The 13,975-nt window shown below is 67.4% G+C and carries 8 protein-coding genes and 1 pseudogene; 5 read left to right on the forward strand and 4 right to left on the reverse strand.

Annotated elements, in window-relative coordinates:
* Positions 1–243: 243 nt before the first annotated feature.
* Positions 244–1,911: an FAD-dependent oxidoreductase gene (locus IU449_RS14015; RefSeq protein WP_195002197.1), complete on the reverse strand. Its 1,668-nt coding sequence runs from the start codon at positions 1,909–1,911 to the stop codon at positions 244–246.
* Between the two features lie 249 nt (positions 1,912–2,160).
* Here IU449_RS14015 and IU449_RS14020 point away from each other — a divergent pair, with 249 nt between their 5' ends.
* The 5 genes from IU449_RS14020 (at position 2,161) to IU449_RS14040 (ending at position 5,198) form a co-directional block, all read left to right on the forward strand.
* Positions 2,161–2,652, forward strand: coding sequence for a SixA phosphatase family protein (locus tag IU449_RS14020; protein ID WP_195002198.1), 492 nt, complete (start codon positions 2,161–2,163; stop codon positions 2,650–2,652).
* Positions 2,653–2,815: 163 nt separating this feature from the next.
* Positions 2,816–3,112 carry a GNAT family N-acetyltransferase gene (locus tag IU449_RS14025; protein ID WP_195002199.1) on the forward strand — a complete coding sequence of 99 codons (297 nt, stop codon included), beginning with the start codon at positions 2,816–2,818 and terminating at the stop codon, positions 3,110–3,112.
* A gap of 17 nt (positions 3,113–3,129) precedes the next feature.
* Entirely contained in the window at positions 3,130–4,122 is a 993-nt protein-coding gene (locus IU449_RS14030) for a pirin family protein (RefSeq protein ID WP_195002200.1), read from the forward strand.
* A gap of 102 nt (positions 4,123–4,224) precedes the next feature.
* Positions 4,225–4,878 (forward strand): hypothetical protein, encoded by a 654-nt coding sequence (locus IU449_RS14035; RefSeq protein ID WP_228803968.1) that lies wholly within the window; start codon positions 4,225–4,227, stop codon positions 4,876–4,878.
* 179 nt (positions 4,879–5,057) lie between these two features.
* The gene (locus IU449_RS14040; RefSeq protein WP_157101150.1) at positions 5,058–5,198 is read left to right on the forward strand and encodes a hypothetical protein; all 141 of its coding nucleotides are present in this window, start codon (positions 5,058–5,060) and stop codon (positions 5,196–5,198) included.
* A 79-nt stretch (positions 5,199–5,277) separates the two neighbouring features.
* Here the strand turns inward: IU449_RS14040 and IU449_RS14045 are convergent, their stop codons facing one another.
* From IU449_RS14045 to IU449_RS14055, 3 genes and pseudogenes are all read right to left on the reverse strand, one after another.
* The gene (locus IU449_RS14045; protein WP_195002201.1) at positions 5,278–9,231 is read right to left on the reverse strand and encodes a DNA-directed RNA polymerase subunit beta'; all 3,954 of its coding nucleotides are present in this window, start codon (positions 9,229–9,231) and stop codon (positions 5,278–5,280) included.
* Positions 9,232–9,362: 131 nt separating this feature from the next.
* Entirely contained in the window at positions 9,363–12,854 is a 3,492-nt protein-coding gene (locus IU449_RS14050; protein ID WP_195002202.1) for a DNA-directed RNA polymerase subunit beta, read from the reverse strand.
* Between the two features lie 546 nt (positions 12,855–13,400).
* Positions 13,401–13,975: pseudogene (locus IU449_RS14055) on the reverse strand (ABC transporter ATP-binding protein); the annotation flags it as partial.

Here is a 13,975-nt window from a genome sequence, read left to right on the forward strand (position 1 = left end):
CGGGCGACGCTGTCCTGCGGTCGCAGTTCCGGTTCGCAGTGCCGTTCCCACCGGCGGGTGACCCCACACCGGACACGCGAGGGCCGACCGAGACGACGCGACGGACGCCCCGTCACGGTGACGCCCGCCGAATGTCGCATATCGGTCCCTGCCGCGCACGGCCGCTCGACTTCAGCCGCGCACGGCCGCTCGACTTCAGCCGCGCACGGCCGCTCGAACTCAGCCGCGCACGGCCGTGGAACCTCAGCCGCGCGCGGCCTTGAGCAGATCCTCGCGCGAGGTGAACTTGACCCGCGGGCGCCCCGCGCCCCGGCCCGCGCTCTTCTCCGCGGTGTCGATGTTCTTCCAGCCCTGCCGGTCCACCAGCTCGGCCTGACGTTCGGCGACCAGCGCCTGCAGCGCCGCCCGGTCCGCGCTGGGGGCGGGCAGCGCGCCCGCGACGAAGTCGGCGATCAACTGCTCGACGGTTTCCTGCGAGTCGACCCGGTTCGAGCCGATCACGCCGCGCGGACCGCGCTTGATCCAGCCACTGACATACACGCCGGGCAGCACCTGGCCGTCGGCGATCACCCTGCCCTTCTGGTTGGGCACCACGGCGCGGCTCTCGTCGAAGGGCAGGTCCGCCACCGGTTCGCCCCGGTAGCCGATGGACCGGAGCACCAGTGAGGCATCCAGCCGGTCGGTCTCGCCGGTCGGCTGGGCCACCAGCTGGCCGTCCAGCTCGACGAGTTCGTTGCGGCCGACCTCGATGCCCTCGACCTTGTCCTCGCCCAGGACCGCGGTCGGGGAAGCGAGGTAGCGGAAGACGATGCGCTTGTTGTCCGGGTTCGGCGTGGCCGCCGCGTACTCCTGCGCCAGGGTGTATTTCAGCTGCAACGACGGTTCCACCTCGGGATCGTCGAGCAGCGCCCGGCTGGCGTGATCGAGCTCGAGTTCGGCATCGTCGATGACGACGTCGACGCCCTTCAGATGGGTCAGCGCCATGAACTCGGGGCTGGTGTACGCGGCCTGCAGGGGGCCGCGACGGCCGAGCACGACCACTTCGCGGATATTGGACTCGCGCAGGGCGGCCAGCGCGTGGTCGGCGATGTCGGTCTTGGCCAGTTCGTCGGGATCGACGGTGAGCACCCGGGCCACGTCGAGGGCGACATTGCCGTTGCCGACGATGACCGCGCGCTCACCCGACAGGTCGAAGCCGCGCTCGGCGAAATCGGGATGGCCGTTGTACCACGCCACGAACTCGGTCGCGGAGTGGCTGCCGGGCAGATCCTCGCCGGGGACGTTCATCCGGCGATCGGCCGCGGCGCCGACCGCGTAGATCACCGCGTGGTGGTGGGCCAGCAGTTCCTCGTGGCTGAGATGCGTGCCGATCTCGACGTTGAGGTAGTACTGCAGCGTCTCGCGACGGAAGGCCGACTCGAACATGGCCGAGATGGTCTTGGTGCCGGGGTGGTCGGGCGCCACGCCCGCGCGGACCAGGCCCCACGGGGTGGGCAGGCGGTCGAACATCTCGACCTCGACGTCGCAGCGCCGCAGCAGTTCCTCGGCCGCGTAGCAGGCGGCCGGGCCCGCGCCGACGATCGCGACGCGCAGGGTGCCGAGTTCCTTCGGCGGACGCGCCGGCGCCACGATCGGATCGAAGTTCGGTTCCAGCGGGTGGCGCTGGAAATAGGCCGCGTTGACGTCCTTGAACCGGGCGAGCGATGCGCTCAGGTCGTCCTCGGAGAAGATGGCCTCCACGGGGCAGGCATCCACACACGCACCGCAGTCGATGCAGGTGTCCGGGTCGATGTAGAGCATCTCGGTGGTCGCGAAATTGGGATCGTCCGGGTTGGGACGAATGCAATCGACCGGGCACTCGGAGACGCAGCTGGCGTCATTGCAACAACGCTGCGTGATTACGTAGGCCATAGTGTGCAGATCCTCGAAACGTACGTGGGGCTGTGCGCCACCCGCGGGTCGGAGGTGGACAGCGGGACCACATGGAACGCACAGCGAAATGTGACCCCGCTTTCAGTGTGCCTCGAGAGTGGTGAGCACCTCTCCTCGGAACCCCTCCTGAGTACCACAATCGCGCCCGCGGCGCGGCCGACTGCCACACTCCGGCCCCTGACAACCCCACTCCGTCACCTGACAACAGTGACGAATTACCGTGGCGACATGGTGTGGACTCTGATCCTCATGCGGCACGGCAAGTCCGGCTATCCCGCGGGCGTCGACGACCACGAGCGTCCGCTCGCCCCGCGCGGACGGCGCGAAGCCGCGCTCGCGGGCGACTGGCTGCGCGACACCCAGCCCGCCGTGGACGCGGTGCGCTGCTCCACGGCCACCCGAACCCGCCAGACGCTCGACGCCACCGGCATCACCGCACCCGTCGTCTACGAGCGGGGCATCTACGATGCCTCCCCGCGCACACTGATCGAGCTGATCCAGCTTTCCGACGACGACGTCTCGACGCTGATGTTCATCGGCCACGCGCCGGGGATGCCCTGGACCGCGTGGGAGCTCGCGGGCAACCGCGACAGCGACGCCGCCATGGAACTGAGCCGCAAGTTCCCCACCTCGGCGCTGGCGGTGCTCACCTTCGACCGGCCGTGGGCCCAGATCGGGGAGGGCGTCGGCGAACTGGTCACCTTCCACGTGCCGCGCTGAGCCCGCGCCCTCGACCCACCCGAACGCCGTGAGTACTCTCGGGCGAAGCGGCAGTTGCCCGAGGTATCGACGGTCATCCGGTCGCCACGGGCGATCGCCGCGTTCCACCCGTGTACACGCTGTGCATCGCGCAGGCGCCGCGCAGCCGAAAGGAGAGCCGGCCATGTCCGTTCAGGCGAAGGAAACCACGGTCACCCGGAACGGGGACAAGAGCCGCTACGAGATCTTCTACGGCGGCGAGCTCGCCGGTTTCGCCGAATACGAGGAGAACGGCGATCGGGCCGATTTCTTCCACACCGAGATCGACGACGCCTTCGGCGGTAAGGGTCTGGGCGGCGCGCTGGCGAAGGGCGCGCTCGACGACGCGATCGCCCGTGGCAAGCGCATCGTCGCGACCTGTTCGTTCATCAGGGGCTACGTCGACAAGCACCCCGAGTACGCCCCGAACCTGGTGGGTTAGGAGCGGGGCGAACAGCGATGAGCGATCTGGATTCGCGTCCCGCCGAGGCGCTGTGCACCCCGGCTCCCGGGCCCGGCCCGGTGACGGAGTTCTTTACCGCGCGGGAGGTGCCACTCGGGGGCGTTCGCGGTGTCTACGTGGAACGTGTTCTGCCGCAGCGGGATCTCCCCACCGTCGGCGCCTGGTGCTTTCTCGATCATTTCGGCGCGCCGACGGTCACCCGGACCGACGCGCCCTCGAACATCGAACCGCATCCGCACATCGGGCTGCAGACGGTCACCTGGCCGTTCGTCGGCCGCATCCGGCACAGGGACTCGGTCGGCTCCGATGTGGAGATCGAGCCGGGCCAGCTGAACCTGATGACCTCCGGACGCGGCATCGCGCACTCGGAGTACTACGCCACCGACGCGCCCGCGAGCGAGGGTCTGCAACTGTGGATCGCGCTGCCCGGCCACAGCGCCGGGGTCGCACCGCATTTCGAGCAACACCGCGACCTGCCCGTCCACGAGGCGCCGGGACTGCGGGCGATCGTGCTCACCGGAACGCTGGCGGGCCATACCTCCCCCGCGACGACCTACACCCCGATCGTGGGCGCCGACATCCGCATCGCGCCGGGCGCGGATGTCGCGCTGCCGATCGATCCGAGCTTCGAGCACGCGGTACTGGCCGTGGCAGGCGAGGTTACGGTGGCGGCGACGTCGGTACGGCCCGGACCGCTGCTGTACCTGGGCAGTGACCGCTCCGAACTGCGGCTGAGCAGTGCCACCGGCGCGCATCTGGTCCTGATCGGCGGGGAGCCCTTCGGTGAGGAGCTGGTGATGTGGTGGAACTTCGTCGGCCGCACCCACGAGGAGATCGTGGCGGCGCGCACCGCATGGGAGAACCGCGATACCACGTGGTTCTCCGACATCGCGGGACACACTCCGCAGCAGCGCATTCCGGCGCCGCCGATGCCTCCGGTGACTCTGCGACCGCGTATACGCCGCATCGGCGACGCCGCGCGGGACTGACCCGGCGCCGTTCGCTTCCCGAGCCCGAGCTCACCCGGTACCTTGACCGACAATCCCGACAATACGGAAACCGGTATGCCCGGCAGCTCGACAGGAAGACACATGCGAAGCAGCGCGATGACCATGACAGTGACGACGGCGCTGGCCGCGGCAGCCATCGGCCTCACCTCGGCGGGCGCGCACGCCGAACCCGCACCGGACCGGCCCGCCCAGAGCACCCCGGCGCAGACTCCCGACCTGCGGGGCAGCGCCGGTGGCGTGGACTACCGGATGTCGGTGACCGAGGGCCACCGTGCCACCGTCACCGAAATCAGCGGCGGCCGTTTCGAACTCGTCCACGACGATCGGATCGTCACCGTCACCGACACCGACGGCCACGTGCTGGCCGCCCTGCCGATGACCTTGCACATCCAGGACCACGACGTCGCTCTCCTCCCGACCATCGACGAGGCGGGCACCCGGCTCACCCTCGCCCCGGCCGACCCGGCGCCGAACCCGTTGCGCGACATCAGCTCCTACGACCGATTCCACGAGGTGACCCAGCGCGCGATGCCCGAGATCACCGCCGCGGCGGGCATCGGCGCGGCTATCGGCGCTCTGCTGGGCTTCCCGCTCGGGTTGTTCGTCTTCGACATCGTCACGGTGCCGCTGGGCGCGGTGATCGGCGGTGTGGCGGGCGCCTTCGTCGGGCTCTACAACAGCGGCGGGCAACCCGCCGTGGACGCGGCGGTCGCGTATCTGACCGGCCAACCCTGAGACCCGCCACCACGACGCACTCCAGCACGGCCGTACCAATCCGAAACAAACTCTAGTCACACTCACGGAAATGTGACTAAGCTGCTGTTCCGATTGCGTCAACGCATCAGACCGGGCTTCCGGACACTCCACAGGCACTCGGATCGTCGCGATCCGCCTTAAGCAAGAGGACACGCAGCATGCTCAACTTCATCGCCCTCATCGACTCCGCCACCGCCAACTCGGTCGACAGCAACGTGCTGGTCAACAACTTCCTCAGCGCCTTCATCACCGGTTCGGCCGGCTCGCAGAGCAACAACGGCGGCGTCGCCGTCGGCTGATCACACCGCAGGCGAGAAACGCACTTCGGCCCCCGCTCCGGATTCGGAGCGGGGGCCGAAGTCTTCATGCCCTAGCGGCTCAGCGGTAGTCGCTGAAGCCGTAGTCGTCCAGCGGCACCGCGGCGCCGGTGGACGCGCCGAAGCTGTCCGGGCTGTAGTAGGTGTCGTCGTAGGACGGCACCGCGTACGCCGCGGCACGAGCCTCTTCGGTCGGCTGCACCTGGATGTTGCGGTAACGGTTGATGCCGGTACCGGCCGGGATCAGCTTGCCGATGATCACGTTCTCCTTGAGACCGATCAGCTTGTCGGAGCGGCAGTTGATCGCCGCGTCCGTCAGCACGCGAGTGGTCTCCTGGAACGACGCCGCCGACAGCCACGAATCGGTGGCCAGCGACGCCTTGGTGATACCCATCAGCACCGGACGACCCGCGGCGGGCTCGCCGCCCTCGGCCACCACACGACGGTTCGAGGCCTCGAACTCGGCACGCTCGGTGAGCGAGCCGGGCAGGAACTCCGTGGCGCCCGAATCGATGATCGTCACGCGACGCAGCATCTGCCGCACGATGACCTCGATGTGCTTGTCGTGGATCGACACACCCTGGCTGCGGTAGACCTCCTGGACCTCGTGGACCAGGTGGATCTGCACCTGACGCGGACCCATCACGCGCAGCACCTCGTGCGGATCGGCAGCGCCCTCGAGCAGCTGCTGACCGACCTCCACGTGGTCACCATCGGAGAGCAGGCGCTCGGAGCCGTCCTCGTGCTTGAACACACGCAGACGCTGACGCTTCGAGAGCTTGTCGTAGACGACTTCCTCGCTCCCGTCGTCCGGGATGATGGTGATCTTGTAGAAGCGGTCGTCGTCCTCGAGCCGCACCCGGCCGGAGATCTCCGCGATCGGGGCCTTGCCCTTGGGGACACGAGCCTCGAACAGTTCGGTGACACGGGGCAGACCACCGGTGATGTCGTCGCCGGCGACACCACCCTGGTGGAACGTACGCATGGTCAGCTGGGTACCCGGCTCACCGATGGACTGGGCGGCGACGATGCCGACGGCCTCGCCGATGTCGACCAGCTTGCCGGTGGCCATCGAGCGGCCGTAGCAGGTGGCGCAGACGCCGGTGCCGGTGGTGCAGGTCAGCACGGAGCGGACCTTCACCTCGGTGATACCGGCCTCGAGCAGCGCCTCCAGCGCCGGGTCGCCGAGATCGGCACCCTTGGCCACGATGACGTTGCCCGACGAGTCGAGCGCGTCCGCGGCCAGCGTACGGGCGTAGGTCGAGGTCTCGACATGCGCGTCGCGGATGATCGAGCCGTCGGGCTGACGCTCCGCGATCGGCACCACGATGCCGCGCTCGGTGCCGCAGTCGTGCTCGCGCACGATCACGTCCTGCGAGACGTCCACCAGACGACGGGTCAGGTAACCCGAGTCGGCGGTGCGAAGCGCGGTGTCGGCCAGACCCTTGCGCGCGCCGTGGGTGTTGATGAAGTACTCCAGAACCGTCAGGCCCTCACGGAAGGAGGACTTGATCGGCCGCGGGATGAACTCACCCTTCGGGTTCGTCACCAGGCCCTTCATACCGGCGAGGGTACGGGTCTGGGTGAAGTTACCCGTGGCGCCCGAGTCGACGATCGTGATGATCGGGTTGTCGGCCGGGTAGTGCGCGCGCAGCGCCTTACCGACCTCCTCGGTCGCCTCCTGCCAGATCTTGACCAGGGCGTTGTTGCGCTCCTGGTGATCGAGCGCACCACGCTGGTACTTCTTCTCGATCTGATCCGACTGCGCCTCGTAGCGCTCCATGATCGCCGCCTTCTCCGGCGGAACGAGCACGTCCGACATGGAGACGGTGACACCCGAACGCGTGGCCCAGTAGAAGCCGGCGTCCTTGAGCTTGTCGACGGTCTGGGCGACCACGATCATCGGGTAGCGCTCGGCGAGATCGTTGATGATCGCCGCCTGCCGCTTCTTGGGCATCGGCTCGTTGATGAACGCGTAGTCCGCGGGCAGCAGTTCGTTGAACAGCACCCGGCCCAGCGTGGTCTGGACGGTCCACGCGTCGCCGCGCTGCCAGCCCTCGGGGAACAGCTCGGCCTCGACGTCCTTGGGCGGACGCTGCGTGGTCAGACGGACCTTGATCATCGAGCGCACGGTCAGCTCGCCACGGTCGACGGCCATCTGCGCCTCGGCGGGCGAGGAGTAGACGCCGAATTCCGGGGAGTCCGCGGTGGCGGGCCGGTACTGGCCGGGGGCCTTCTCGTCCAGGCGGGTCAGGTAGTACAGACCGGTGACCATGTCCAGACGCGGCATGGCCAGCGGGCGACCCGAGGCGGGCGAGAGGATGTTGTTCGACGACAGCATCAGGATGCGCGCCTCGGCCTGTGCCTCGGCCGACAGCGGCAGATGGACGGCCATCTGGTCACCGTCGAAGTCGGCGTTGAAGGCCTCACACACCAGCGGGTGCAGCTGGATGGCCTTGCCTTCCACCAGCTGCGGCTCGAAGGCCTGGATGCCCAGGCGGTGCAGGGTGGGCGCACGGTTGAGCAGCACGGGGTGCTCGGCGATGACCTCTTCGAGGACGTCCCACACCTGCGGGCGCTGCCGCTCCACCATCCGCTTGGCGGACTTGATGTTCTGCGCGTGGTTCAGATCCACCAGGCGCTTCATCACGAACGGCTTGAACAGCTCCAGCGCCATCAGCTTGGGCAGACCGCACTGGTGCAGCTTGAGCTGCGGACCGACGACGATGACGGAACGACCCGAGTAGTCGACGCGCTTGCCGAGCAGGTTCTGGCGGAACCGGCCCTGCTTGCCCTTGAGCAGATCCGACAGCGACTTGAGCGGGCGGTTGCCCGGACCGGTCACCGGACGGCCGCGACGGCCGTTGTCGAACAGCGCGTCCACGGACTCCTGCAGCATCCGCTTCTCGTTGTTGACGATGATCTCGGGCGCGCCGAGGTCGATCAGTCGCTTGAGGCGGTTGTTGCGGTTGATCACGCGGCGGTACAGGTCGTTCAGGTCGGAGGTGGCGAAACGGCCACCGTCGAGCTGAACCATCGGGCGCAGCTCCGGCGGGATCACCGGAACGGCGTCGAGCACCATGCCCATCGGCGAGTTGCCGTTGGCCTGGAAGGCCGCGACGACCTTCAGGCGCTTGAGCGCGCGCAGCTTCTTCTGGCCCTTGCCGGAGCGAATGGTCTCGCGCAGCGACTCGGCCTCGGCGTCGATGTCGAAGTTCTCCATCAGCTTCTGGATGGACTCCGCGCCCATCGCGCCGGTGAAGTACTCGCCGTAGCGGTCGACCAGCTCGCGGTAGAGGACCTCGTCCACGATGAGCTGCTTGACCGACAGCTTGGTGAAGGTGGTCCAGATCTCGTCGAGCCGGTCCAGCTCACGCTGGGCGCGATCGCGCAACTGACGCATCTCGCGCTCGCCGCCGTCCTTGACCTTGCGACGGACGTCGGACTTGGCGCCCTCGGCCTCCAGCTCGGCCAGGTCGGCTTCCAGCTTCTGCGCGCGGGCCTCGAGGTCGGCGTCGCGCTGATCGGCGACGGCCTTCTTCTCGACCTCCATCTCGGCTTCGAGCGTGGACAGCTCGTTGTGGCGCAGTTCCTCGTCGACGGCGACGATCACGTAGGCGGCGAAGTAGATGATCTTCTCGAGATCCTTCGGCGCCAGGTCGAGCAGGTAGCCCAGGCGTGAGGGCACGCCCTTGAAGTACCAGATGTGGGTGACCGGAGCGGCCAGCTCGATGTGGCCCATCCGCTCACGGCGCACCTTGGCGCGAGTCACCTCGACGCCACAGCGCTCACAGATGATGCCCTTGAAGCGCACCCGCTTGTACTTGCCGCAGTAGCACTCCCAGTCCCGGGTGGGACCGAAGATCTTCTCGCAGAACAGGCCGTCCTTCTCCGGCTTGAGCGTGCGGTAGTTGATGGTCTCCGGCTTCTTCACCTCGCCGTAGGACCACTGGCGGATGTCGTCGGCGGTGGCCAGGCCGATCCGGAGTTCATCGAAGAAGTTGACGTCTAGCACGTAACTTCCTTTCCCCTGTGCGGGTCGAATTCGAGCAAGAGTTCACTAGTGAGGTCCGGCCGGGTTCCCCGGCCGAACTCGTATCGAGCGCGGGCGGGCGGACGCGCGATGTCGGCGTCCGCCCCGTCCGCCTAGTTCGCCAGATCGTCGACGGTGGCCGCTTCGTTCCTGGACAGGTTGATGCCCAGGTTCGCCGCGGCGCGCTCCAGATCCTCGTCCTCGCCTTCGCGCAACTCGATCGCGGCGCCGTCCGAGGACAGCACCTCGACGTTGAGGCACAGCGACTGGAGTTCCTTGAGGAGCACCTTGAACGATTCCGGGATGCCCGGCTCCGGAATGTTCTCGCCCTTGACGATCGCCTCGTAGACCTTCACACGGCCGACCACGTCGTCGGACTTGATGGTCAGCAGTTCCTGCAGGGTGTAGGCGGCGCCGTAGGCCTGCATCGCCCAGCACTCCATCTCACCGAAGCGCTGACCACCGAACTGTGCCTTACCACCGAGCGGCTGCTGGGTGATCATCGAGTACGGGCCGGTCGAGCGGGCGTGAATCTTGTCGTCGACCAGGTGGTGCAGTTTGAGGATGTACATGTAGCCGACGGCCACCGGGTACGGGAACGGTTCGCCGGAACGACCGTCGAACAGCACCGCCTTGCCGTTGTCGTCGACCATCCGCTCGCCGTCGCGGTTGGGCAGCGTCGAGCCGAGCAGACCGGTGAGCTCTTCCTCGCGGGCACCGTCGAACACCGGGGTGGCGATGTTGGAGTTCTGCGGGGCTCCCCACATCTCCTCCGGCAGCGCCGAGGCCCACTCGGGGTTGCCCTCGACCTGCCAGCCCGCCTTGCCGATCCAGCCCAGATGGGTCTCCAGGATCTGGCCGATGTTCATACGACGCGGCACACCGTGGGTGTTCAGGATGATGTCGACCGGGGTGCCGTCGGGCAGGAACGGCATGTCCTCGGTGGGGAGGATCTTGCCGATGACGCCCTTGTTGCCGTGACGGCCGGCCAGCTTGTCGCCGTCCTGGATCTTGCGCTTCTGCGCCACGTACACCCGGACCAGCTCGTTGACGCCCGGAGGCAGATCGTCGTCGTCCTCGCGGGAGAACACGCGGATGCCGATGACCTTGCCGGACTCGCCGTGCGGCACCTTCAGCGAGGTGTCGCGGACCTCGCGGGCCTTCTCGCCGAAGATCGCACGCAGCAGCCGCTCCTCGGGGGTCAGCTCGGTCTCGCCCTTCGGGGTCACCTTGCCGACCAGGATGTCGCCGTCGCGGACCTCGGCGCCGATGCGGACGATGCCGCGCTCGTCGAGATCGGCCAGCACCTCGTCGGAGACGTTCGGGATGTCCCGGGTGATCTCCTCGGCGCCCAGCTTGGTGTCGCGCGCGTCGATCTCGTGCTCCTCGATGTGGATCGAGGTGAGCACGTCGTCCTCCACGAGGCGCTGCGACAGGATGATCGCGTCCTCGTAGTTGTGGCCTTCCCACGGCATGATCGCCACGAGCAGGTTCTTGCCCAGGGCCATCTCACCGTTCTCGGTGCACGGCCCGTCGGCCAGGACCTGGCCCTGCTCCACGCGCTGTCCCTCGTCCACGATCGGACGCTGGTTCGAGCAGGTGCCCTGGTTGGAGCGGTTGAACTTGCGCATGCGGTAGCTCTTGCGGCTGCCGTCGTCGGCCATCACGGTGACGTAGTCGGCCGAGACCTCCTCGACCACGCCCGCTTTCTCGTTCACCACCACGTCGCCGGCGTCGACCGCGGCGCGCAGCTCCATGCCGGTGCCCACGATCGGAGCCTCGGAACGGATCAGCGGCACGGCCTGACGCTGCATGTTCGCGCCCATGAGGGCACGGTTGGCGTCGTCGTGCTCGAGGAACGGGATCATCGCGGTCGCGACCGAGACCATCTGGCGCGGCGAGACGTCCATGAAGTCGACCTCGGAGGCCGCGACGTACTCCATCTCCTCGTTGCCGCGGCGGCACAGCACCCGGTCGTCGAGGAAGGTGCCGTCGGGGCCGACCGGCGAGTTGGCCTGGGCACGCACGTGCCGGTCCTCTTCGTCGGCGGTGAGGTAGACGACCTCGTCGGTGACCCGGCCGTTCTCGACCCGGCGGTACGGGGTCTCGATGAAGCCGAACGGGTTGACCCGCGCGTACACCGACAGCGAGCCGATCAGGCCGATGTTCGGGCCTTCCGGGGTCTCGATCGGGCACATGCGGCCGTAGTGCGAGGGGTGCACGTCGCGCACTTCCAGGCCGGCGCGCTCACGGGACAGACCGCCGGGGCCGAGCGCCGACAGGCGGCGCTTGTGGGTCAGGCCCGACAGCGGGTTGTTCTGGTCCATGAACTGCGACAGCTGGGAGGTTCCGAAGAACTCCTTGATCGCGGCGACGACCGGGCGGATGTTGATCAGGGTCTGCGGCGTGATGGCCTCGACGTCCTGGGTGGTCATCCGCTCGCGGACCACGCGCTCCATACGGGAGAGGCCGACCCGGATCTGGTTCTGGATCAGCTCGCCGACGGTGCGCAGGCGACGGTTGCCGAAGTGGTCGATGTCGTCGACCTCGACGGGCACCTCTTCGCCGCCGGGCGCGGTCATCACCTTGTCACCCGCGTGCAGGCGGACCAGGTACTCGATCGTGGTGACGATGTCGTCCTTGGTCAGCACCGAGCCGGTGACCGGGACACCCAGGTTGATGCCGAGCTTCTTGTTGATCTTGTAACGACCGACGCGCGCCAGGTCGTAGCGCTTCTCCTTGAAGAACAGGTTCTCCAGCAGGGTCTGCGCGGACTCCTTGGTCGGCGGCTCGCCCGGACGCAGCTTGCGGTAGATGTCCAGCAGCGCCTCGTCCTGACCGGCGGTGTTGTCCTTCTCCAGGGTGGACATCATGATCTCGGAGAAACCGAAGCGCTCGGCGATCTCCTCGGTGCTCCAGCCCAGCGCCTTGAGCAGCACGGTGACCGGCTGACGACGCTTGCGATCGATGCGCACGCCGACGGTGTCGCGCTTGTCGACGTCGAACTCGAGCCAGGCGCCGCGCGAGGGGATCACGCGCACGCTGTGCAGATCCTTCTCGGTGCCCTTGTCGATGCTGTGGTCGAAGTAGACGCCCGGCGAGCGGACCAGCTGCGAGACGACCACGCGCTCGGTGCCGTTGATGATGAACGTGCCCTTGTCGGTCATCATCGGGAAGTCACCCATGAAGACCGTCTGGCTCTTGATCTCACCGGTGTTGTTGTTGATGAACTCCGCGGTGACGAACAGCGGAGCTGCGTAGGTCATGTCCTTTTCTTTGCACTCGTCGATCGAGGCCTTGACCTCTTCGAAGCGAGGATCGGAGAAGGACAGGGACATGGAGCCGGAGAAGTCCTCGATCGGCGAGAGCTCCTCGAGCACCTCCTCCAGTCCACCGACCAGTCCGACGTCGCCGCGAGCGGCGGCCCGCTCACGCCAATCCGGCGAACCGATCAACCAGGCGAACGATTCCGTTTGTAGATCGAGAAGACCGGGCACCTCCAAGGGTTCACGGATCTTCGCGAAAGACACCCGCTTCGGGGCTCCGGGGATTCCGGCAACTGCCTTGGTCTGGGTGGAGACTGCCAAGATGCGTCCTTCCAGCACCTCACGCGCGTCGCGTGGTGGTCCGCGACCGTCGCTTGCTTCTGCTACGAATTCCGCTGGTCACAACCCGAACGAAACTCGAACAGGCAACGACGGAAGCAACACCGGAAGGGTGGAACTCACGTGTGCGAATCGAGGTATGGACAGGAGGCAGCCAGCGCAACGTCCAAACTTACACCCCTGGGCACGGACATGTCAAAGTACCATCCGTGTGATCCAGCGAGCCCGCGGCGCGCCGAGCCTTCTCCGCTCCCCGTAACGCTGGCTGCGCCGGGAGCTACGGAGTCGGTCGGACCGCCTCTGACAGCTCTCACTGTTGTCCAATAGCGTGACGGGTCGGGCGAAACTCGTCAAGTGGCAGGAGCGACCGGTGCCCGCCGAGAACGACTGCGGGAGTATGAATTCGCAGGTCACCTGGGGTACGCCGGTCCGCTGCCGCACCCCGGCCGCGACAGCGTGCCCGCGTCCGCCCACGACGACGAAATGCCGGTGCGATTTCGGAAATCGCACCGGCACACGGCATTCGGGTACTGTCCCGGCGGGCGGTCAGCTCTTGGACATGTCCCGGCGGACGGTGGTGTCGTAGGAGTTGTCGGAGTAGGCGGGCAGGATCTGGGTGTCGTCGCTGCTGTCCAGCGACTCGCGGATGGCGGCCTGGGCGGCCGGGGGCAGGGTGTGCATGATCTCGCGGACCCGCGCCTGCCGGCGTCCGACGGCCTGGCGGACCGGCATACCGGGAGTGGCGCGCATCTGCGGAATGATGCCCTCGACCTCCTCGGCGCCGCCGTGATGGTGCCCGGCATCGACCATCGCCTGCTCGCGCGCCATCTGCGCCTCGTCCTTCTCCTCCGACATACCGATCGGGCCGATCATCCGGCCGTTGAGGAACTGCTTGACCACCGGCTCCTCCGAGGTCAGCAACACCTCCCGCGGACCGAACATCACCAACTGACGGCGGAACAACATGCCGATGTTGTCCGGCACCGTCCGCGCGAGGTTGATGTTGTGGGTCACGATCAGGATCGTCGCGTCGATCTGAGCGTTGATATCGATCAACAACTGCGACAGATACGAAGTACGCACCGGATCCAGACCCGAGTCCGGCTCGTCGACCAGGATGA

It is taken from the genome of Nocardia higoensis (assembly GCF_015477835.1).
GTDB classification, from domain to species: domain Bacteria; phylum Actinomycetota; class Actinomycetes; order Mycobacteriales; family Mycobacteriaceae; genus Nocardia; species Nocardia higoensis_A.

Bases quoted from the DNA above. Each gene is read 5' to 3' on its own strand.
- IU449_RS14020 (WP_195002198.1), top strand. From the start codon at position 2,161: ATGGTGTGGACTCTGATCCTCATGCGGCACGGCAAGTCCGGCTATCCC.
- IU449_RS14025 (WP_195002199.1), top strand. From the start codon at position 2,816: ATGTCCGTTCAGGCGAAGGAAACCACGGTCACCCGGAACGGGGACAAG.
- IU449_RS14040 (WP_157101150.1), top strand. From the start codon at position 5,058: ATGCTCAACTTCATCGCCCTCATCGACTCCGCCACCGCCAACTCGGTC.
- IU449_RS14015 (WP_195002197.1), bottom strand. From the start codon at position 1,911: ATGGCCTACGTAATCACGCAGCGTTGTTGCAATGACGCCAGCTGCGTC.
- IU449_RS14030 (WP_195002200.1), top strand. From the start codon at position 3,130: ATGAGCGATCTGGATTCGCGTCCCGCCGAGGCGCTGTGCACCCCGGCT.
- IU449_RS14035 (WP_228803968.1), top strand. From the start codon at position 4,225: ATGCGAAGCAGCGCGATGACCATGACAGTGACGACGGCGCTGGCCGCG.